The organism is Trichocoleus sp. ST-U1, assembly GCF_039961835.1.
Classification (GTDB): domain Bacteria; phylum Cyanobacteriota; class Cyanobacteriia; order Cyanobacteriales; family FACHB-T130; genus FACHB-T130.
This window is the reverse complement of record NZ_JAMPJZ010000008.1, coordinates 13,654-34,289: the sequence shown is the minus strand read 5'-3', so window position 1 is coordinate 34,289 and position 20,636 is coordinate 13,654. Positions and strand designations below refer to the sequence as shown.

19 protein-coding genes are annotated in these 20,636 nt (G+C 45.8%); 8 read left to right on the top strand and 11 right to left on the bottom strand.

Translation table 11 applies throughout. The annotated features are described in order from the left end of the window. Positions 1-256 precede the first annotated feature (256 nt). Complete coding sequence (locus tag NDA06_RS05005) at positions 257-3,484, bottom strand: glycoside hydrolase family 15 protein (protein ID WP_190530009.1); 3,228 nt, start codon at positions 3,482-3,484, stop codon at positions 257-259. A 202-nt stretch (positions 3,485-3,686) separates the two neighbouring features. On the opposite strand from NDA06_RS05005, the gene NDA06_RS05000 reads away from it, so the two are divergent. Next, on the top strand, positions 3,687-3,842 hold the full coding sequence (locus NDA06_RS05000) for a chlorophyll A-B binding protein (RefSeq protein ID WP_190530007.1): 156 nt from the start codon (positions 3,687-3,689) through the stop codon (positions 3,840-3,842). 146 nt (positions 3,843-3,988) lie between these two features. On the opposite strand, the gene rpoD is transcribed toward NDA06_RS05000, so the two are convergent. Beyond that, complete coding sequence (rpoD, locus tag NDA06_RS04995; RefSeq protein WP_190413446.1) at positions 3,989-5,191, bottom strand: RNA polymerase sigma factor RpoD; 1,203 nt, start codon at positions 5,189-5,191, stop codon at positions 3,989-3,991. A gap of 659 nt (positions 5,192-5,850) precedes the next feature. After that, positions 5,851-6,537 carry a polysaccharide deacetylase family protein gene (locus NDA06_RS04990; protein WP_190530005.1) on the bottom strand — a complete coding sequence of 229 codons (687 nt, stop codon included), beginning with the start codon at positions 6,535-6,537 and terminating at the stop codon, positions 5,851-5,853. Between the two features lie 89 nt (positions 6,538-6,626). On the opposite strand from NDA06_RS04990, the gene NDA06_RS04985 reads away from it, so the two are divergent. Continuing rightward, entirely contained in the window at positions 6,627-7,115 is a 489-nt protein-coding gene (locus NDA06_RS04985; RefSeq protein ID WP_190413766.1) for a hypothetical protein, read from the top strand. Between the two features lie 76 nt (positions 7,116-7,191). Here the strand turns inward: NDA06_RS04985 and NDA06_RS04980 are convergent, their stop codons facing one another. Next, complete coding sequence (locus NDA06_RS04980) at positions 7,192-7,971, bottom strand: hypothetical protein (RefSeq protein WP_190530003.1); 780 nt, start codon at positions 7,969-7,971, stop codon at positions 7,192-7,194. Between the two features lie 145 nt (positions 7,972-8,116). After that, positions 8,117-8,701, bottom strand: coding sequence for a hypothetical protein (locus NDA06_RS04975; RefSeq protein ID WP_190530001.1), 585 nt, complete (start codon positions 8,699-8,701; stop codon positions 8,117-8,119). 242 nt (positions 8,702-8,943) lie between these two features. Between NDA06_RS04975 and NDA06_RS04970 the strand changes: the two genes are divergently transcribed. After that, positions 8,944-9,150: a hypothetical protein gene (locus NDA06_RS04970; RefSeq protein ID WP_190413438.1), complete on the top strand. Its 207-nt coding sequence runs from the start codon at positions 8,944-8,946 to the stop codon at positions 9,148-9,150. 354 nt (positions 9,151-9,504) lie between these two features. Continuing rightward, positions 9,505-10,404 carry an alpha/beta hydrolase gene (locus NDA06_RS04965; RefSeq protein WP_190681478.1) on the top strand — a complete coding sequence of 300 codons (900 nt, stop codon included), beginning with the start codon at positions 9,505-9,507 and terminating at the stop codon, positions 10,402-10,404. A gap of 54 nt (positions 10,405-10,458) precedes the next feature. Here the strand turns inward: NDA06_RS04965 and NDA06_RS04960 are convergent, their stop codons facing one another. Then, positions 10,459-10,986 (bottom strand): DUF4330 domain-containing protein, encoded by a 528-nt coding sequence (locus NDA06_RS04960; protein WP_190413433.1) that lies wholly within the window; start codon positions 10,984-10,986, stop codon positions 10,459-10,461. A gap of 176 nt (positions 10,987-11,162) precedes the next feature. Beyond that, on the bottom strand, positions 11,163-11,360 hold the full coding sequence (locus tag NDA06_RS04955; protein WP_190413431.1) for a hypothetical protein: 198 nt from the start codon (positions 11,358-11,360) through the stop codon (positions 11,163-11,165). A gap of 451 nt (positions 11,361-11,811) precedes the next feature. On the opposite strand from NDA06_RS04955, the gene NDA06_RS04950 reads away from it, so the two are divergent. Next, positions 11,812-12,663: a M48 family metallopeptidase gene (locus NDA06_RS04950; RefSeq protein WP_190984548.1), complete on the top strand. Its 852-nt coding sequence runs from the start codon at positions 11,812-11,814 to the stop codon at positions 12,661-12,663. On the opposite strand, the gene NDA06_RS04945 is transcribed toward NDA06_RS04950, so the two are convergent. Next, positions 12,660-13,421 carry a metallophosphoesterase gene (locus NDA06_RS04945; RefSeq protein WP_190984547.1) on the bottom strand — a complete coding sequence of 254 codons (762 nt, stop codon included), beginning with the start codon at positions 13,419-13,421 and terminating at the stop codon, positions 12,660-12,662. The two genes, NDA06_RS04950 and NDA06_RS04945, sit on opposite strands and share 4 nt — an antisense overlap. Positions 13,422-14,093: 672 nt before the next feature. Here NDA06_RS04945 and miaE point away from each other — a divergent pair. Continuing rightward, positions 14,094-14,693, top strand: coding sequence for a tRNA isopentenyl-2-thiomethyl-A-37 hydroxylase MiaE (miaE, locus tag NDA06_RS04940; RefSeq protein ID WP_190413764.1), 600 nt, complete (start codon positions 14,094-14,096; stop codon positions 14,691-14,693). A gap of 13 nt (positions 14,694-14,706) precedes the next feature. Next, a complete protein-coding gene (locus NDA06_RS04935) occupies positions 14,707-15,186 on the top strand; it encodes a GNAT family N-acetyltransferase (protein ID WP_190413425.1) in 480 nt (159 codons plus the stop codon). 3 nt (positions 15,187-15,189) lie between these two features. Here NDA06_RS04935 and NDA06_RS04930 read toward each other — a convergent pair whose 3' ends face one another. From NDA06_RS04930 to NDA06_RS04920, 3 genes are all read right to left on the bottom strand, one after another. Further along, the gene (locus tag NDA06_RS04930; protein WP_190984546.1) at positions 15,190-18,003 is read right to left on the bottom strand and encodes a response regulator; all 2,814 of its coding nucleotides are present in this window, start codon (positions 18,001-18,003) and stop codon (positions 15,190-15,192) included. A gap of 289 nt (positions 18,004-18,292) precedes the next feature. Further along, complete coding sequence (locus NDA06_RS04925; RefSeq protein WP_190984545.1) at positions 18,293-18,679, bottom strand: response regulator; 387 nt, start codon at positions 18,677-18,679, stop codon at positions 18,293-18,295. 15 nt (positions 18,680-18,694) lie between these two features. Beyond that, positions 18,695-20,107, bottom strand: coding sequence for an adenylate/guanylate cyclase domain-containing protein (locus NDA06_RS04920; RefSeq protein WP_190984544.1), 1,413 nt, complete (start codon positions 20,105-20,107; stop codon positions 18,695-18,697). Between the two features lie 271 nt (positions 20,108-20,378). Here NDA06_RS04920 and NDA06_RS04915 point away from each other — a divergent pair, with 271 nt between their 5' ends. Continuing rightward, the gene (locus NDA06_RS04915) at positions 20,379-20,600 is read left to right on the top strand and encodes a hypothetical protein (RefSeq protein ID WP_190984543.1); all 222 of its coding nucleotides are present in this window, start codon (positions 20,379-20,381) and stop codon (positions 20,598-20,600) included. Positions 20,601-20,636: the final 36 nt, after the last annotated feature.

Genomic DNA, 20,636 nt, shown 5'->3' with positions numbered 1-20,636 from the left:
TATTCTGGCAACTCACCTAAACGTTGCTAGTCGGTAAGCGTAGCTAGGGGTAAAATTTTACTATAATCGCTATCCTCTGAATCGCCTGCCTTTCCCAACTTCGATGATATTAAATTAGCGAAAAAATTAAGCATATAACTTCAACGCTAATATCTACTTTTTACACAAAGATACGCAGAGAAATCAATCTAAATTCGCGTACCTTTGCGTTTTCCTTAGCGTACCTTTGCGTTTCAAATATTCAATCTAAGCAACTTTATGCAGCACTGCGTTGCCCAAATTGAGTCAGGAAGCGGAACGCTTTGACAATAGAAGCCGCACAATCTCTGGGAGAAGTGCCGTAAAAGGCACGCCATGCAGCGGCTTTATACTCGTCATAGCGATCTGCTCTTTCTGGAAATTTTTCCAACCAAGCCAAGCGCACGGCATGACCAATTAGCACATCTAGCACAATATATTCTTCTACTTGTAGCTCTGGATTCGCTTGAGCGATCGCTGCCAATTCCATTAATGCCTCAATATTTACCTTTCGGTATTCCGGTGCCTGTATTTTATTGAGTAAATGCTCGATTCGCAGAGCAAAATTCTTTTCCCCTGGCGTCATTTCTGACAAAATCAAATGGCTATCCAAACGATTGCGACGCTCTAGCTTATCCCCAATTACTACACCTTTGCAGTGTTTCAGCAATCTCCAAACGCTGGGATAAAAATCTTTCGGTACTCGATTGAGTGCCCCATCTAGTTGTCGCTGTCGCAACCAACCCCCAGCAGTGGGTGCCTCTTCCTCATCGGGTTCCACCGGCACCACCCACTCAATCTCCTGTTCCTGCTGTTTGACGTGTAAGGATTCTTGCTGACGCAGCACTTGATTCATCCCCTCATACCCAGCCAATACTTGGCGCAGCCGCATTCTCACTTCAAAAGGACTTAACTGCATCAAGTGTTCGTAAGCTTCATCCTGAGTCAGGCGCAACTCGTGCGCTAATTCGCTAGTCAACAGCAGGATCAAATATCCCACCCGCAGCGTCAGCAAACCATCAAATAGCTGAGGTTCCCCCTTGATCAGCAGACCTAGGTAAATTAGGATTTCTTGAGTGAAGACGCGATCGCGAATATCCTCCCCACAGAACTCGCGGATCTTGTCCATAATTTCTGTATAAGACATCGGGCGTGCCATCAGCGACGCCTCAGTATACGCCTTGCCCACCGTAATCTGCTTGCCCCGCACCAGGATATCCGTCACCGCATCCGACAAGCCAATATCAACCTTATTCAGTAACCCAGCCGCATGACGTACCACCGTCCAGTGGGGGGACGCTTCGCTGGTGCCTGCCTTGGTGTAAACTTCATCCAGCAAATCCGCCACTGTCACTCGCTGTTCCGGCCCTCCAAAGCCGGTATCAAAATCCAATCCCTGCAACCGCACCAAGGTATGCAACAACTCGATTTGTTCGTAGATGTTTTCCGACTCCCGCAGGCTAGAGAGCAATAACCCCAAATTGGTTTCGCACTCCAGCATAAATTCTTGAGTATTACCCAGCGGCCAATTTTTATCAGGATGGCTGGTCAGGTAGTACCGTCGTGTCGCGGCATCTTGAACCGGCGATTGGGTAAACTCAAAGTCGTGTAGAAAATCAATTCGTTGTGTCCCAGATGTCAGCATCAGCTGATTCAGCCGCCCCAATTTCACTCGAACCCCATTGCATAAACCATCTTTTAGCTCCTGCATCAGTTCCAGAAGCGCCTCTGAGCCGGTTTCCAGCATTGCGTGGGTCAGCAACAACGTCATGGTAGGACGCCCTAGCTCAAACCAATTGCGCTGAATATAAGCAAGTTCGCTCTGAATTTCAGCAACTAAGAAATGGTAGTCAAGGGTCAGGTAAAACTGCTGTTGATCCAAAAATGACGGTAAGAAGACAATCGTCTCGCTGCGAATACGAAAAATCCTCGATGTTGTTAAAGTCCGCAACCGGCGCACGGGCCTGCCCGTGAGTCCCAGCTTGTCGTTCCGCCCAATTTGGGTATAAACCGCTGAGAGTTCTGTTGCTTGACGCACCTGAATCGGCTCCAGTTGTTGCGGCGTCTGGGTTGCAATGCCGTGGACTGCTAATTCAGCCTGTAACTTTTCATCTTCTGCCAGCAGCGCAATTTGTACCATCGGGTTTCCTTCCCGACCCACACTCAGGTGCCGTCCCAGCGGGTCAATATCTCCCACCGCGATTAACTTTTCACTCAGCATTTCTCCTAGCAGGTACAAGCTTTGCGCCCACACCAAGGGGATATTTTCATTCGGCAGGCGCGGTTGGGTGTGGGGGTTCTGTCTCTCCGCCTCAATCTTTTCCGCCGGGACATAATAAAGCTCCGGTAGCAGCCGCAAACCGTCCTGCTCAATCAGCAGAAACTCCAGGCACTCTTGATAGTCCTTAACTTGTTCCATGTCTCCTCGAAACAAGCCATCCAGAACCAGGTAGGTGAAAAATAAAGGCCATTCGCACTCAATATGCTCAAATTGCTGCAATTCCCAAGGTTCGTAGTGCAAGCGGCTGGTATCTTCCAAAACAGTTTGGTGTCCATCTCGCAAAAAGCGTTTGCAGCCGTAGCGTCCCTCCAGCTTGTCGATGATTTTCTGTCGAGTGCGTTCCATCAGCTCCATATTTTCCACCGCAAAGGCTGGGAAACTAATGACGCTTAAGCTAGCCGCATCCACTTCTTTGGAGCTAGATTCTCTTGGTAACAGGGATTTCAGGGTCATGCGGGCGCGAGCAATTTCATCCGGCAGCACGTGAATTACAGAAGCCTGAGAACCTCGCACTCCAAATAAATCCAGTCCGCTAATTGCTTCTAAAGCGGCTTTTGCCATCCCGACCGAACTGGCATTTAGTTCTGGATTCCCCCGGTTTATCTTATTTCCTCGCTCCCAAATCCCATAATCGGGGGTTCGGTAAGTTCTGCCAATGTAATAGACCAGATTTTGGACAAAGTTGACTTCGTCAATGGCGTAGATGATATGTAACCCCGATGCCGTCATCTGAGCCAGCATCAGCAGAAATAGCGAGGTGGCATCCAACTGCAAGTGTCCCCAAGCGTCATCGCCGACTACGACATCACCGCTGCTGGTGTTGTATTTGGCGTGCAGGCAGTCTAGGAGGGATTGGCTTTGTTTAAATTGCTCAACTTTGTGGCTCTGTCGCATCATACAGAACAACAGCCCGCGCATCAGCTTGACGACGCTTTGTTCTAGCTCGTAGGTGCGCCCCTTATCTTCATCGACTTTGCGGTAAGCTAGCGCCAATCCCCAAACGGCGAGAATGCTGTAAACGTTGTCGCGTACCCAGGCATCGGTGTAGTCGCCGTGGGCGTTAATTGCAGTACTGGCGGGCAACAGACCCGTAATCGGATTTTGACGGTTGAGAATGACAGCCTTGATCTGGTGGTAGTAATCGTCTAGGCGATCGCTTAGCGGTTGTGAGGCGTTTAGCAACATATCATTCTCCTAAAGAGAGGGGTGCTGGGGGTCGTCCCCGGCAAAACGAAGAGAGTGTCAGAAATCCAGCCCAAGTGCTTTTTATTTTCGCACCAAAGCTAAAATTCATCTGCCTCGCGAAGCAGATTGCTGCGCGTTCACAATTCTTTAGTTACATTCTTGTACAGATGGTAACAAAAGTTTATTTTACAGAGTTAAGACTATGCAAACTCAAGACCGCAACGATGCAACCAAGATTGGCTTTACGCCCCAAGCTAAAAATTGGAATGGGCGTTTTGCCACGATCGGCTTTTTCATTGCCATGATGATTGAACTCACCACAGGTCAAGGCGTTCTTCACTTCTGGGGTCTGATGTAATATATTTCAATTTTATAAATTTGGTCAATTTCAAAAGCTCGCTGGGAGTTTATCTAGGAACTCCCAGTTTTTTGTTTCCCAAATAATAGTAGGGGCAGGTAAAGAAACCCGCCCCTACTATTATTTATCTCGCTAAAAAGGATTGTCTAGCGAATGTATTCTTTGAGAATACTGTTGCGATTGGGATGCCGCAACTTGCGGAGAGCTTTCGCTTCAATTTGACGAATCCGTTCGCGGGTAACGTTGAAGATTTGACCGATTTCTTCAAGAGTTTTCATGCGTCCATCATCCAAACCGTAGCGCAGACGCAGCACATCCCGTTCGCGGGGGCTGAGGGTGTCGAGGACGCTTTCTAGATCTTCCCGGAGGAGGTTTTTAGAAACTTGATCTTCGGGGGTTTCACCATCTGCTTCGATGAAGTCACCCAGACGGGAGTCTTCTTCTTTACCGATGGGAGTTTCTAGAGAAATGGGTAACTGAGCTGATTTAGCAATGAATCGCAGTTTCTCGATGGTCATTTCCATGCGAGTAGCGATTTCTTCTTCAGTGGGTTTGCGACCCATTTCTTGGGATAGAAGCTTGGTAGTTTTTTTGATCCGAGAAATGGTTTCGTACAGGTGAACAGGTAGTCGAATGGTGCGAGATTGATCCGCGATCGCTCTCGTAATTGCCTGACGAATCCACCACGTCGCATACGTGGAGAATTTGTAACCTTTTTCGTGGTCAAATTTTTCAGCGGCTCGAATCAAGCCTAGACTGCCTTCCTGAATCAAGTCTTGGAAGGATAAGCCGCGATTCATATATTTTTTGGCAATCGAAACCACCAAACGCAGGTTTGACTGCACCATTTTGTCTTTAGCGCGGCGACCTACATAGAGGCGATGTCGGAACGCTGGTAGGCGCTTCTTCACCTCTTTAGACCACTCTTCTTGTTGGGGTTCTCGCCCTAGCTGAGTAGCGAGTTGTTCCCAGACTCGCTCAGATTTCAGCACTCCCTCAGCCCACTCTATATCCTGCGGTTCCCGCTCCAGATTTTCGATCAGTTGCTCGCGCAAACGCTCTAATTCTAGTAAGTCGGCTATCTTGCGTGCGAGTTCAATTTCTTCATCGGCTCTTAAGAGACGAATCCGACCAATTTCTTGTAAATAGAGACGAATCGAATCCTCAGTGTAGTGTTTCTTTTTCGTTTGCACCCGACGACGGGATCTACTGACCTTACCAGGCTTACCTTCGTCTTCATCGGGCGTTACGTCTACAAAGTCGTCTTGATCCGCGTCTTCATCAATTAAGAGATCCAACTCGCTCTCAGGCGGAGTGATGATTTCGAGTACGTCGTTGGCCTGGGTCATGCCGAATTCCTCATGCTCCTTCAGTTAAAGACCAGAAGATGGTGTTAGTTAATCTACAAAACAAGTTAGCCAGTCGTTATACCTTGCCAGCTTTCAACGCTTGCTGACTGGCTCAATGAGAGAAAAGAGAGAATGCGCTTGCGTGCAACGCCAGCGTTCGATAACCGCGTTGAAATAGGTGTTAATGCTGGTAGTGTTCAAAACCTTTCCGATTGTAGCCTTTCTCACAAAACTTGCACGCTTTTGGTTTATTTAAACCTTCAAATATGAAGTTAATGTCAAGGCGGCTTTTCCCAATGGATAATCCGATTGGAATTGATACACCCACTCCGATCTCATCTCCTTCAACTAGCTTGTACAGGATTTACCAGCAACACTCGCTGGTTGATTTGGTGATGCCTCCAGCCAGTTGAGCGCTGTCTTTCTATAAATAGCCTATAGTTAAGCGTCAAAGGTTTGGGGAGAGTAGCACTAAGCAGTAATGAACGTTTAGGCAAAACTAGAGAAAATATTGCTTGATTTCGCATTTTGCTTAAATGCAACTCTATCCTACTGACGCTTGATGGGCGATGGGTTGCGACAAATGGCTGAATTCTATTCCGTCATTCTAATCAACAAGAGCCAAAATGTGACAGAGAAAACATCAATATATTTCCCTTTTAGGTTAAAAAGGTCAACTGACTTTGCTGCCACAGCGCATCGATGGTAACAAATTGATATCCTTGCTGCAATAGTTTAGGCACTAGCTGGGCGGTCGTTTCAGCCACATCTTGACCTCCATAATAGCCATCATGCAAAACAATGACCGAACCATTTTGGACTTGCCGCAAAACTCGCTGTACGACGACGCTAACCCCAGGCTGTACCCAGTCTTCCGGCACCACGCTCCACATGACAGGTCGATAGTTCCACTGCTGCAATAAATCTAAAGTCTGGGGTGTAAACAAACCATTAGGGGGTCGAACGTCACGAACAAATTGTGGATCGAGTTGACAGGCTTGTTGGATCGCCTGCTGTGTCTGTTCCATACTTTGTTTGAGGTCAGATGGACTCAGCTTGGGAAAAGCGCGATGATCGTACCCATGCAGCCCAAGCCAGTGACCTCGCCGGTAGACTTCTTTGGCAGTTGCTGGTGCGCGGTTAACGCAAACACCCAGCCAAAAAAAACTTGCGGGTATGTTGTAGTGGTCTAGCACTTTCAAGAGTTCGGGAGTGTACTGGGGATGGGGGCCATCATCAAACGTGAGAGCGATCGCTCGTGAATTTCCAGTACCCGACCACAGACAACGGGGAAAGGCAGGCTGAAGAATTCGGTACACAATAGGAAATAGCGGAGCTAGCTGCATTTGCTCTTTGATGTCGTTTTTCTAATGGGTGTCAACAGACGGTGAGTCTCAAAGGTCAATTTAAACAACAAAGACCATGTTTTGCCATACTGGCGGGAGCTTCTCTTTTATTTGCTCTCTCTGGGTGCAGCACCGTAACCACTAACCAGTATGAAGCAACCGCCCGGACAACTTTAACCTGGAAAGTCGGTTACTCGACTAATCCGGGTCGCAATCAAGAGCGAATCGAAACTTTTGGCTCTACTTCCTTACTCAACCGCAATGGGGAGAAGCCAGAAGGCGCGGTAATTGGCCCCGACGAACGGGAACTTTGGTGGTCTGCACTGCCACCACGACCCACGCTTGATGAAATTGAACAGCGGCTGCAACCTGCCGAAAAGGCAAGCCAGCCAGAGATTTTGCGAGATGTGAATTACCAAATTACTTATCGCAGCAACGGGCAGAGTGTTACCTTGCCGACGAATTACGATGTCTATCGAGAGGTTGTCAAGGCATATCCTTCCCAAACGCCTTTAGAGCTGACGCTAGGAGTCAATGATTCCTCTGTGGAGAAAGCGGAACCCAAGTTTGAGAATTAAAAGAGATATTAAAAAGCAAAAATTAAGGCGGGGGCGATCGCTTCTTCCCTGTCTCTCGGCTCCTCTGCCCCCCTGCTTAATTCTTCCTGCGGACTTTAGCCACAGAGCGCTTCAAAACAACAGGCGTCTTTAACGGTTGACTAGCTTTAATTAACGGCTGGTTACTCTCCAATGCTTGCAGGCCATCGAGAACCGCATCTCGGATCGCCGCTTCCGGTTCTTGATTCAGCATCAGCCGAAAGTATTCGGCAACACTACGTCGATGCTCCCGCTCTAACCGAGCCTCTGTGACTAAGGCACAAAGTCGGCGAACCGCAATCAGACGCTTCAGGGGGTCTACCTGCGTCAGCTCCGTTAACCAATGGTTCAGGTTAGCTTCATCCCGATTCAGTTGACGGCTAATAATTTGCCAGACCAAGAGGATTAGGGTTGCCAGAGTGCCCAGACCTTGAAGAATTGCACCAGCAGCAATCCAGGGACTGTCAGAGTCTACCCAGATGGAAACTGCCATATAGGTGCTGAGGCTGGCAATGCCGCCACTGCCAACGGCAAGCGTTAATTGCCGGTTGGAACCACTAAAAAACCGTTGCAGGCTCGACCAGTGTACTTGCCAGTCCCACTCCTGCATCAGGTAAACCAGCAACATTACTAACACACCAGCGCCGGTAGCCAGTAGGAGCTTCCAGTTCCAGAACAGCATCACCACCACAACGGCGCTCACCACCAGCCAGCTGCCCGATCCCTGACTTGGGTGCCGGGGAAACAGCTTGAGGACTGGCATTTTTAATTGTTTCTGCGACAGAGCCAATTGGATCTGGTTTACGAGTTGTTGTCGCCAAGACGACGCCTGTGCCACGAAAGTTTCCTGCTTAAGTCAGATAGATTATACCTAACGAGTTAACTATCGTAATACCTTTTAGTCCTAAGCTCGTAGCCCGTAGTCATTCGTCCTTTGTTTTACCAAGTTGACCAATGACTACGAACCAATGACCGATGACCGCTCACAAACCAAAGCTCAAGTCATCGACGGTCAGACAGCCATCAAAAGCGTAGAAGGTGATCCGATAGATATTTGGTACTGCGACGCTCAGCTGACTGTTCGGAGGAATATTGGAATCCGTTCCGGCTAGATTTGGCTCTGTTAACTCCGAGCGTCCCAGGAGTTGGTTTTGCTGGTCGTAGGCAGATAAAATTGTTCGCTGAGAACTGGTGACAAAGCCGCTGACAAAGCGAACCGGAAACTCAAAGGAAATTTCTATCAAGCCGTTTTTAGGGGCACCCATGAGGACGGTGGTGCCAGATCGAGGGGGGAAAGCGGGGTTGGAGGGATGGAGAGCGATCGCATTTCTAAACGTGAGACCCCATTGCTGAAACTGGCGCTCCACCACGTCAAAGCATTTCAAGTCTTCCATGTTGAGGCGAACGCAGGTTCCCTTATGTAAGGGGAAGCCGGAGTCAGCGCTAGCCGGCTCCTCGCTAGGAGAAGCGACAACGGTGGACCCACTGAGCGACTCAATTGTTGGTGCGGATGCGGATGCGTTAAAGTCGCTGATTTCATCCCACGGAAGACTGCATTGCTTTGCCATAACATTCTGTGAATGTACTTTTTCAAGAACTGGATCGCCGTTTATTACTCCGACGCAGATATCTCCAGACTTGACGGAGCTATCACTTGGGAGTGACGACCTGAAGCTACTAATCCCCCCTCTGTTCATTCAGCCTCCTTGACTTATGGGGCGTCTTTTACGATCTGATTCCGAGTAATGCTTCTTCCCTCAGGCAAAAAATTCCGCATTTTTAATTTCTTGTGAGGGAAGTTTTAGAAGAAATGTTCCAGTCATCAACATTGGCTGATGACCGATTGCCATCGCGATCGCACACACCCTGTTACTTAAATACGCAAAAACCCGGTGAGGGGTTTCACCCCCTACCGTTTGGATTATCTCTGATTTTTTCTAATTTGGCGGAAAAAAACCAGCGGCTGGATTGGCATAGCGGAAAGTCTTATCAACCGGCTGATGTATTTTTACCTTAATTTACATCTGCCTTTAGGGATAACTATTTGCAAAATCTTTAATTTCAAGACGGTTGTTTTATCGTTTCTTTAAATTGCGGATAAATTACAGGATCGTTGCTCCAGTTAGGCTGGGCGCATTTGCTGCTAGATCGTTTGGTCTGACGCTACCCGATGAGAAATTCTGAAACCACCTATATGCAAGCGTTTCATCGTTCAAAGTCTAAAGCAAAAATCTAAAATAGTATCAGTCACCAGCTCAACTGAGCATCGCCGATTGAAACTGGGTGTTAGGAATCAACCAGTAGTCAGACGTTCTAACACTCAACAATTCGCGACAATGAGCGCTCGTGGCGATAACAATGAGGTTTATTCATGATTCAGCCACCCGGCTTTGAGATGCAATCGATTGTCACTTCCTTGGGAAGAGTGGTGTACTACACCCCCAAGGGGGCACCTTGGCGCTCGGCGGATGCAGCCATGTCAGAGAATCTGCCCACGTTGGTTTTCCTACATGGCTTTGGTGGTGGGTCATCCGCCTACGAATGGTCGAAAGTCTATCCAGCTTTTGCAACCGATTATCGAGTGATTGCACCCGACCTAATTGGTTGGGGTCGGTCTGACCACCCCGCACGCAATTACCAGATAGATGACTACATCAACACAATTATTGAGTTCATCGAGCAGACTTGTAACGAGCCAGTACCCGTCGTGGCATCTTCTCTCACGGCTGCTTTTACAATTAGAGCTGCGATCGCTCGCCCCGATCTCTTTAAGTCCCTGATTCTCACCACACCGGCGGGTCTGTCTGACTTTGGGGAAAATTACACCCGTAGCTTTTTTGCCCAACTCGTTGCTACGCCCATTCTGGATCGCTTGCTCTATAGCACGGGCGTTGCTACGGAGGGTGGCATCCGTAGTTTCCTAGAACAGCGACAATTTGCTCGTAGCCGTCGCGTATATCAGGAAATCGTAGACGCTTATTTGCAATCTGCCCAACAACCCAATGCGGAATATGCAGCGCTCTCTTTTGTTCGGGGAGATTTATGCTTCGATCTATCCCTTTACATAACTCAGCTAAACGTGCCTACTGCCATAATGTGGGGGGAAAAGTCCGAGTTTACGGGTCCGGAAGTTGGCAGGCGGCTGGCAGCTTTAAATCCGCAAGCTGTCCGGGTTTTTCAGGCGCTTGATGATGTGGGATTGACGCCCCAACTGGAACTGCCTGCGGTGACAATCGGCTTCATCCGGCGATTTCTAGACTTGCTGGACTAGAAATGTCAAAGAAACCCATTATTTTAGAAAATAGTGGGTTTCTCTACCGCAAGATTAGTCTGGGAACCGGATATCAATGACTGTGGAATTGAAGTTATAACCTGAGCCGTCTAGTTCTACTGGAATGCCAATTTTGAGTTTGGTACCGCCGACAACCGGCCCATCCTTCGTGATTTGGGCTTTAGTACCGAAAGTCATCAGCATATCGGTACTGAAAGAATCAGGTCTAGGATCGGGGAGCGCTTTGACAGAACCATCCGGTTGCGGGACGGTCACGCTTCGGGGCAGGATCTTGATGGATTTAATCTCCATCTGTCCGGCGGGTTGATTGCGGATAATAATATTCGTTTTTTTGTCCTTCTGGAACTGGTCGATTAAAGCCTGGGGATCTCGCACATTTAAACCCCGGACAATCAAATCCATTTCTACGGGTTTTGTGGTAACGCCGACTTGGGCAACCGAACCGGAAGTGCCGGGAAAAAAGAAGATTCCTACAATAACTGAGAGAATCACTAAGGCAGCACCCACATCTAAGATGCTCACCTTGCCGAATAAGCGACCTTGAGAATCCAAAATCTTCATGCAGAATTGTCCTGGCTCTAGCTAAAAAACTGGGGAGATTCAGTAACCTCTAACTCTACAAATCACAAGGTAGATGATACTTAATCCGGCAGTCTTTTGTCAGAGTACCATGAGTGTCGCCTAGAGAGTGCTGGCAGATGGCTGGTTGTAAAGCCTTCCTGAAAAGACTGCCTAACTTAGTCTACGACACGGATGTAGCCTTGCTTCAGGCTGTCAAATACTCGGTTGACTTGGATCTGCTCTTCGGAGCTGAGAGCCGTCTTCGATAACAGCGCCGCCATCAGCCGTTGTTGGTCATGGCGAGTAATTCTGCGCGTAGTTAATAATTGCTCGACTAATTGAGCGATCGTTAGGGAGAGGCTTTGAGCTTGCATCTGGTTATCGGGGCACAGGATTCTATTTAAATTTTCGGTAAACTTGTCCTCCAGTTCATCAGGACATTCACCGAATCTAGTGATGAAAAATGGCTAAATTTTCAGGAGTACCGAATCAGTATTGTACGGGGATCGATCTTAGTTTGAGGCTCTGCCCAGGCTTGAGCGATCGCAAAATCTCTCGATTGTGGTTGAAGCTGCAACTTAGAATTCTCAAATCACGTCTGTTTGTTTCAGACTAATGAAAGTTGTTGTCACATTTACGGGGAGATGCGATCGCATTCTATAGATTCTCTTTCGCTGGACTGATGCCTAGAAGAAGAACAAGAACCCGAAATTGTGACTTTTAAAATGTGGTGTTGCCTCGCCTGCTTTCAGGGTAGGGAGTGTTGAAATTGTCAAGACTGGTCGCCGATCGCAACTGTCGATTTGATTATCACTCGTATTCGCTATGAAGTTGAACCCCTTGTCATTTTTTTCCCGTCGTTCCTCCAGCCGCTGGTTCTATCCGTTCCTCTCATCTGTGGTAGCGCTGTTTATTTGTGTCGGTTTGCCTCAGTCTGGGCAAGCGATCTCGTTGTTTGACTTGATTTTGCGCGGCGTTCAGGTAATTCAGCTGTCGAGTATTTCTGATAAACAGGAAGTCCAAATTGGTCGGGCAATTAATAACCAGCTAGTCAGTCGGGAGATTCGGCTGTATCGCAATCCCCAAATTGTTCGCTACGTTGAAGAGATTGGTCAGCGGTTGGTGGCGAAGAGCGATCGCCCTGATATTCCTTATACGTTTCAAGTCGTTAACGATAAGGGTCTCAATGCCTTTGCGACAATGGGAGGCTTTGTCTACGTCAACACTGGCTTGCTCACAGCAGCAGATAATGAAGCTCAGTTGGCGAGTGTCATGAGCCATGAAATCGGTCATATTGCCGGTCGTCATGCAATTGAGCAGATGCGGAAAAGTGCGCTAGCTCGCGGCGTAGCGGCAGCAGCAGGGTTGGATCGCAACCTAGCCGTTCAAATTGGCGTGGATTTGGCTCTACGGCGTCCGAACAGTCGGCAAGATGAATTCGAGGCGGATCAAAAGGGACTGCAAACCATGATTAGGGCAGGTTATGCTCCCTCTGGAATGGTGGCTTTCATGGAAAAGCTGCTCAGGGCAAATTCGGTGCCTACATTCTTAAGTACCCATCCGGCAACCTCGGATCGGATTAAAGCTTTGGAACGTGCCATTGACCCGGAAGATGCCAATGTCGGCGATGGGTTGGATGAGCAGGCGTATAAAGCAAAAATTCGCCCTCTGATTTAAGGTCTGAGCATCTGGCGGCGCATCCGACTCACCTGAGATGGATCGATTTGCGTCACTGCTTCTTTCAGGGGTAGTTTGCGAACACGACGCCGCGCCACATTGACTTGATAAACCAAACTGTTGGTGATGTCCAAGCCAGTCAACCAGCCACTTTTCTGGTGATAGGCACCCGTATCGATGTCAAGCCAGCCGTTGCCTTGAGCAAGTTTTCCTGGTGCAACTCCAGGCAGGGTAAAGGTGATGGTGTGACCTGTAACGATCAGTTTATCGGGGAAGTAGGGCTGGGGAATGCTGTGAAATTCTTCGCGAATCCAGCAAAATTCCTCAGCGGTTTGCTTCTCGAAGGGAATTTGCGGATGGACGCCTGCATGAACCAACCAGACATCGCCTAAGTCTAAATATGCGGGTAGCGATCGCATCCACTCGATATCCTCTGTTGGAATACCCGCTTCCCCATAACTGTTCACGGTTGCATGACCGCCACTGTAGAGCCATCCTTGCAGCGCTGGGCCGTAAATTTGTCCATCGCCCAACACGTCTAATAACATTTGCTCGTGGTTGCCCAACAAACAATGGTAGGAATTTTGCTTAACAAATTTAACAACCTGAGCGCTGTGAGGCCCTCGATCGATTAAATCCCCCAAAAAATAAACCGAGTCATTTGAGGAAGGAGCGATCGCTTCCAATAAGGTCATCAGGCCTTCGTAGTGGCCATGTACATCACCAATCACAATGCGACGGGGGGTCATTTTGCTCATCCTCAATCCGATTACTCACAACCTTAGATAGCGCCTCAAAGTAAGACACCGAATCACTGTCGATCAAAACTTATACACTCATGGACATCCCTAGTCATGTCGCCCAGGTTATAGCGCGGGTGGGGAAGTGACTTTCAAACGCGGCACAGTATCATCAAATTCCATGTCTTACCAATAAACCATTGGTAATATGTTTGTTGCGTCTGCTCCGTTACAGCTAGATGCAACTTATAGCCCGTTAAAACTGATAACCACGCTAAAACTGGGTTGATTAGTAAGTCAATCAAGTAGGAGAATGTCAAAAAAGGGAATGTCCTTGTATTAAGAGTTTCACGGAGCGGATGCACAGCCTGAATAGGGAACACCAAAAAAGCACTGGGAAAACCAACTAGAAATGGGAAGTTAAAAGTCAAAGGTATATTTTTAAAGCTGACTTTTAAGTTCTAAATTCTCTTCTAAGTGGCGGGATGTATCAAATTGTAAGTATGGTAGACTACATTATTAATCATATCTCGCCTAGCTTGAGTAGAACCTTCTGGGATCGGGAATCTCTCTGAAGGCGGTCGAGTGTTGGGTGAAACAGAGCGAGACAATCAATAGAAAAATTCTCTCGCTATCGTTAAATGTCAGGGTTTTTTACCTTAAAGTTCCTTGCCTCCTGTGTCTTCTACTGTGTCTTCTGCTACGCTGCCAGTTATTATTGCTCTGAAACAAGCTAGTAGTATCGCTTGGGTAAATCAGGCGATCGCTAACGTGGATACTATTCTGCTCGATCATTCCCACTGCGAACGGAAAGCAGCCGGAGTTGCCTTGAATTTGATGTTTCGCTACCCTTCTTATACTCAGTTAGTGCGGCAGCTTACCAGGATCGCCTGCGAAGAACTGGAACACTTTGAGCTGGTTAATCAGTGGCTGGAACGTTGTGGCATCCCCCTTGCTGCCCTCTCTGCGCCTCCCTACGGTGCCGGGATGAAGGCGCAAATCCGCGCCAAGGAGCCAGAGCGGTTATTGGATTCTTTGCTAGTTTCTGGGTTGATTGAGGCTCGAAGTCACGAACGGCTGGGATTACTCGCCACCCACTTACCCGATCCAGAGTTAGCCCAATTTTATGGCAGCTTGATGGCATCTGAAGCACGTCACTATGGCGTTTATTGGGTGCTTGCCGATACTTACTTTGAGCGTGCTGTTGTCAACCAACGGCTGGAGGAATTAGCCGTCGTTGAGAGTCAGTTGCTGGAAACGCTGCATCCAGAACCGAGAATTCACAGCTAAAGGCAAGAAGCAGATGAAGGCTCAATATCGGGATTTTGTGATTCGTGGCTGGGAAAAGCGCGATCGCACTTTTGCAGCTGATGTCATCCATTCGGTGTTAACCGAGTATGGCTTGCCTTGGCAACCAGAGGAGGCAGATAGGGATGTTCTAGAGGTAGAAAAATTTTATCAAGATCCTGGGGGTGAGTTTTGGGTAATTGAAAGAGAAGGGAAAGTGGTAGGGACTGGCGCGTATTATCCAGTGAAGCGTGGGGACAGAGCGGTAGAATTACGCAAAATGTATCTATTGCCAGCTGTGAGAGGGCAAGGACTGGGTAAGTATTTGTTAGAACAACTCGAAAATGCGATCGCTTCTCGTGGTTTTCAGGAAATTTGGATTGAAACCGCCAGCGTTCTCAAAGAAGCAGTCAAATTGTATGAAAGGAGTGGGTATGAACCAGAAACAGGTGTTGAGACGGCAAGATGCGATCGCGTCTACGTTAAATTCCTGTAACCCTCACGACTGATTTAGACCATTTACATTTCCGTTTGCTACTAAAAAAAACAAAACATTCTCCAGCCCTTTCTCAAATCGCAATGTTTTGGCAAGATTGTCTCGCTTTGAAAGGATTGAATCGATGATAATCATATCGGGCTTGGCTGAGATTGCCTTTTCGATACATTCCTGACCGTTAGAAGCTTCAACAACGCTGTAGCCTTTTGCCTGTAACACATCAGTAAGTATCTTGATTGTTGATTCATCTTCATCTACTACCAAAACTTTTTTCTTTGAGGTTTCTTGAGCCAGAAGCGATTCGATAGCATTTAGAAGTTCTTCCTGGTTAATTGGCTTTGCCAAATACCTGTCAATTCCTAAACAATAGCCTCTATCTTTGTCTTCTATAATTGATAAAATGATTATCGGTATGGTTGTAGTTTCAGGGTCATTTTTCAGTACTGCTGCCACATCAAATCCATTCATAGCAGGCATCATCACATCCAGAATAATCAAATCAGGATGTTCTTTTTTAACCTGTGTAATGGCATCCATACCGTCTTTAGCTTGCCTAACAATATAACCTTCTGCTTCCAATTGCTGTGTGAGAAGTTCTCTAATAGATGCTTCATCATCTACCACTAGAATTGTTTTCTTTTGTTTATTAGAAGAGGCTTTAGAAGTGATCACATGACCTTTTAGTTGTTTTAAAAGGGTGTCCAAATCAACTTTCTCAAACTCAAAATTTCCGCCTGTACTGATAGGTAAGGTGAATGAAAAGTTGCTTTCTTTACCCAATTTACTTTCTACCCAGATTCTACCCTGATGATGTTCTACGATTTGCTTGCAAATGGGCAGTCCTAAACCAGTTCCTTTAGGTTTGTCTGTTAAGGTATTACCTACCTGCTTAAATTTTTCAAAGACTTGCTCTTTGTCAGCCTCAGCGATGCCTATGCCACTATCAATAACGCTGATAATGACCTCGTTATTGATTCTTTTTGCTCTGCAAGTTATGTAGCCTTCTGGCGTGAATTTGACAGCATTGGAAATTAGATTAATCACAACCTGAATGAGTCTATCCTTATCACCCACTAGCTCAGGTAGTTCATTTTCGATATTCTTAATTAACTTTAGCGGCTTTGTTTCAAATAAGGCGGATGTAGCCGCTGTTGCCTGTTCAATTATTTCAGATATATAAATTGGTTCTGTTTTCCACTCAATCTTTCCTGCTTCTAACTTTGCCAAATCAAGGACACTATTGATTAAATTTGTTAGTCTTTCCCCTTCAGACACAATGATGTCAAGGTTTTCTTCTACTTGCTTGATGGTTTTCCGAACTTTCTTATCTTCACTTTGAACTTCAGGAAATATAACGGAATCTAGTTTTTTCTTGATAATTTTGGCGAATCCCAAGACGGAGGTAAGAGGTGTTCTTAACTCATGGGAAACAAGAGATAAGAAATCTGACTTGGCACAATTAGCAACTTCAGCGGCTTCTTTAGCTTGTTGTAACTCTTGTTGCGTCCGCTGGCGCTCGGCAATCTCGCTTTGCAAATTCTGAATAGTATGATTCAATTCAAGAGTACGTTCCTCTACTCGAATTTTTAACTCTTCCTCAGACTTTTTCAGAGTTTCTTCTACCAACTTTTTATCAGTGATGTCTTCATAGGTACCTAGAATACCTACAACATTCCCTGCATCATCATGGAGTGGAATCTTATTCGTTTCTGCCCAAGACTGTTTGCCATCTGCTTGAAATTGAGTTTCAACGATATGATATTGGGGCGTATCTGCCTCCATGATGCGATTGTCACACTCGCGGTACCAGTCCGCCTCCTCCTTATTCCAAGCCAAGTCGTAGTCTGTTTTGCCAACAATGCCTTCTGGCGCATTAACCCCTGCTACTCGCGCAAAGTTGTAATTGCAACCCAGATAAACAGACTTTCTATCTTTCCAAAAAATTAACTGCGGGATGTTGTTCATCACTAGCTGTAGCATTTGCTTACTCTCTCGTAGTGATGCCTCTGCCTCTTTAGTAGGAGTAATGTCTTCTACTGTTCCCACAAAACCGATGAGTTCGCCTTTATTGGAAAGCAAAGGAGATGACCGAATGTAAGCCCAACGTACAATTCCCTCTCGTGTTTGAAAGCGACATTCGTGCGAATATTCCTTCCGCTGACTCGTGTAGGTATACCATTGTGCGATGACGCGATCGCTATCTTCCGGATAAACTGACCGCAACCAACCATCTCCCAAGCTTTCCTCAAGTGTAAAGCCACAAATTGCTTGACAGCGCGGGTTTGTATAAGTGCATTTACCTTCAATATCTGTCATAAAAATGCCGACAGGCAAACAAGCACTGAAAGAACGAAATTGCTGTTCGTTTTTCTTAAGTTCTGCATTGACGGCTTCCAAGTCCAATGCTTGTTGTTTTACCTGTGCTGTATTCTTAAACAGGCCAACAAACATCGATACTTTCGAGAGTAATATTTCCGGTTCAATCGGCTTAACCAGGTAGTCTATCGCGCCTAGGGAATAACCTGTGAATATATTAGTGTCGCTTGTGCCGTATACGGTTTGGAAAATAATCGGAGTCTGGCGCGATCGCTCTCTAGCTCGAATCAGCCTTGCTGTCTCAAATCCATCCAGTTCTGGCATCTGGACATCGAGCAAAATCACAGCAAAATCCTCATTTAGCAAACATCTTAAGGCTTCCATCCCCGAATTTGCTTTGACTAAATTCTGCCCTAAGCTACTCAATACTGCCTCTAACGCCAGCAGATTTTCTGGATGGTCGTCAACCAAAAGGATGTTTGCTTTCGGTTCTGACTGCATATTTTACCCTCAACGTTTAGTGACAAAATTTGATTAAAAAATTAATATTGCTAAATATTTTTGCGATTGATATTACAGGCGCTTGAGCTAGCTCTGTAGGCATTCAACGCCATTTTGATTTTTGCAAAAAGCTTGATTACAGTTACTACTGTGCTATGGCAATCTTACATCTTTTTCTTTTCCTAAGCCCAAAGTACGGGCTACGGCAAGGCGCTCTGATAGCGCGATCGCTAACTCCCAGGCTACACCTACTTACAGCTACATAGTTCAATCACATCTATTCACAAAATTAAGCTCTCTCAATTTCTAGAATATTCGATGCTTTTGCCACTACCTCATCTGGATCGAAAGGCTTTGTCATATACATATCCGCCCCTACTTCATTTCCCTTCTGCTTATCAAATTCTTGCCCCTTAGCAGTCAACATGATAATGTAAACGTCCTTAATCTCTAGTTCATTTTTAACCGCATTACATACATCAAATCCATTCATTTTAGGCATCATTACGTCGAGAAAAACAAGAGCTGGCTTTTCTGTTTTAATTGTCTCCAATGCCTCTTCACCATTGGTTGCTGTTAGTAATTCCACGCCCTCATCTTCAAGATCCTCAAGAGTTTGTTCTAACAAAAGTCGAATGTGAGGTTCATCATCAACAATTAATATCTTCTGATTCATTCTCTTTCTTACTATTTAATAAAGAACTTCAAAAACTTCCACAGCTTCTTTTTTTCCTTTTACTTGAACGCTCCCAATCTCCTTAAATTCAAATAGATGTTTTGTACTCTCATAAATAGAACGACTAACTAGGATCTGCTCACCCTTCGCCATAGATTGCAGCCTAGACGCTATATTAACTTTATCTCCTATTGCTGTATAGTCCATGTGTTGTGGAGAGCCAACGTTGCCAACAACTACCTCTCCCGAACTTATTCCAATCCCGGTAAGAAAATTATCCCTAATCCAAGCAACTGGGATTGTTTTTATGCGTTTTTGCATCTCAATAGCTGTTTCAATAGCTCGTCGTTCGCTATCAACAAGAGTTGAAGGTGCGCCAAACATGGCAACAATCATATCTCCAACAAACTTGTTCACAGTACCCCCGTGGCTAAATATCACCTCTACCATGTGAGTGAAATATTCATTCAGATATTCTACAATTGCTTCTGGTTCTAACTCCTCGCATTTAGTGGTAAAGTTTCTAATATCAGAAAAGAGAATGGAAATGTCTTTTTTAGCAGGAACTAAAGAAATATCTTCTTGAGGATCTAAAATAGCTTCAACGACTTGTGCAGGAACATATCTTTCCAAATTACTTTTAATCCGCGCTTCTCTAAGTTTATTTTCATGGAGCAGAGCGTTTTCGATAGCTGCTGCGGCTTGGGATGCTAAAGCAGTGAAAAGTTTTAAATCTTGTGCTGTATAATTGACTAATTCCTTGCTACTCAAATTAAGCACGCCAAGAACTACATTTTGTGTCTTAAGTGGGGCGCAAATTAGAGATTTTATCTTATTATTACCTGGAATAAATCTAGAATCTGACTCTACATCATTGACTATCTCTGCGTTTCCTAAATGAAACACGCTGCCAGCGATACCTTCACCTGGAAACAGGGTAGTTTTATGCTGATATTCTTGACCAAAAGCAGCAATAATTTCAAGCTTTCCTGTTTTTTCATTCAGTAACATCGCTGAAGCATTGGTTGTTTTTATAAGTCTCCTAGCTTCATCAATCACTAATTTAGCAATCTCTTTAAGATCCAAGCAAGCTGATAGTTTCCCGGAAATATTATAGAGAAGGTTGATTTCTTTATATCTATCAAGTATTTCGCGGGCAAGCGTCTTTTTTTCAAGCTCTTTTCCAGCTATATAGGTAAGCAACGATGCAAGACTGGATGCTTTGTCTCCGCCAAATACCCATCCAATCACTTCCTCTGAAAGCTGTATAGGGAATTTATTTGATGAAGAAAAAATACTATTCCCGATTAGTAGACTACCGTTGACATCTATAATACTTACAGAGCTATCCAATGTCTCGATTAAGTCAGCGATGAGCGAAGAAATTTCTTTTTTAGAAATCAGCTTTTTTAAACTAATTAGAGTCATAAGATTTTTTGTCTGCCAATGCTAGGAATAATATAGCAACATTAAATGATTTATGAGGGCTAAATTCTCGATTTAGCGAAGAATCGGAGAGCTGAATCCCTGATTTAAGAATAAAATAACATTGCCATTCCCTAGCGAAAAGAATTTAAATCACAATGTTTTAAGAAACATAGCTAGTGTTTCTAATGCCGATTTGTCACCCTAAGCTTAGAATACCCATCAAGACTATGAAAATTCAAAAGAGTATTTTTTTACATTCGTGTTCAGAAAAGTGCCTCCCTTGATACATCCGCCGTTTGCACTAACCGTTGAATCACGATCGCCTATGGGATCGCTTCTTCAAGAACGCCGCTACAAGGAAGCCAGGAGCGCTAGTACAAAAATCTGCATCCAAGGGCTAACCCAAGCGATCGCATCTATCAAGCCGCCTCAACTGCAAATTTCTGAAGCCGCCGCTCAGCGAAAGATTAATAACATTTTATGTTTTCTTTAACGATCCTTGGGGCGGATGTGTAAACCTATGGTATGG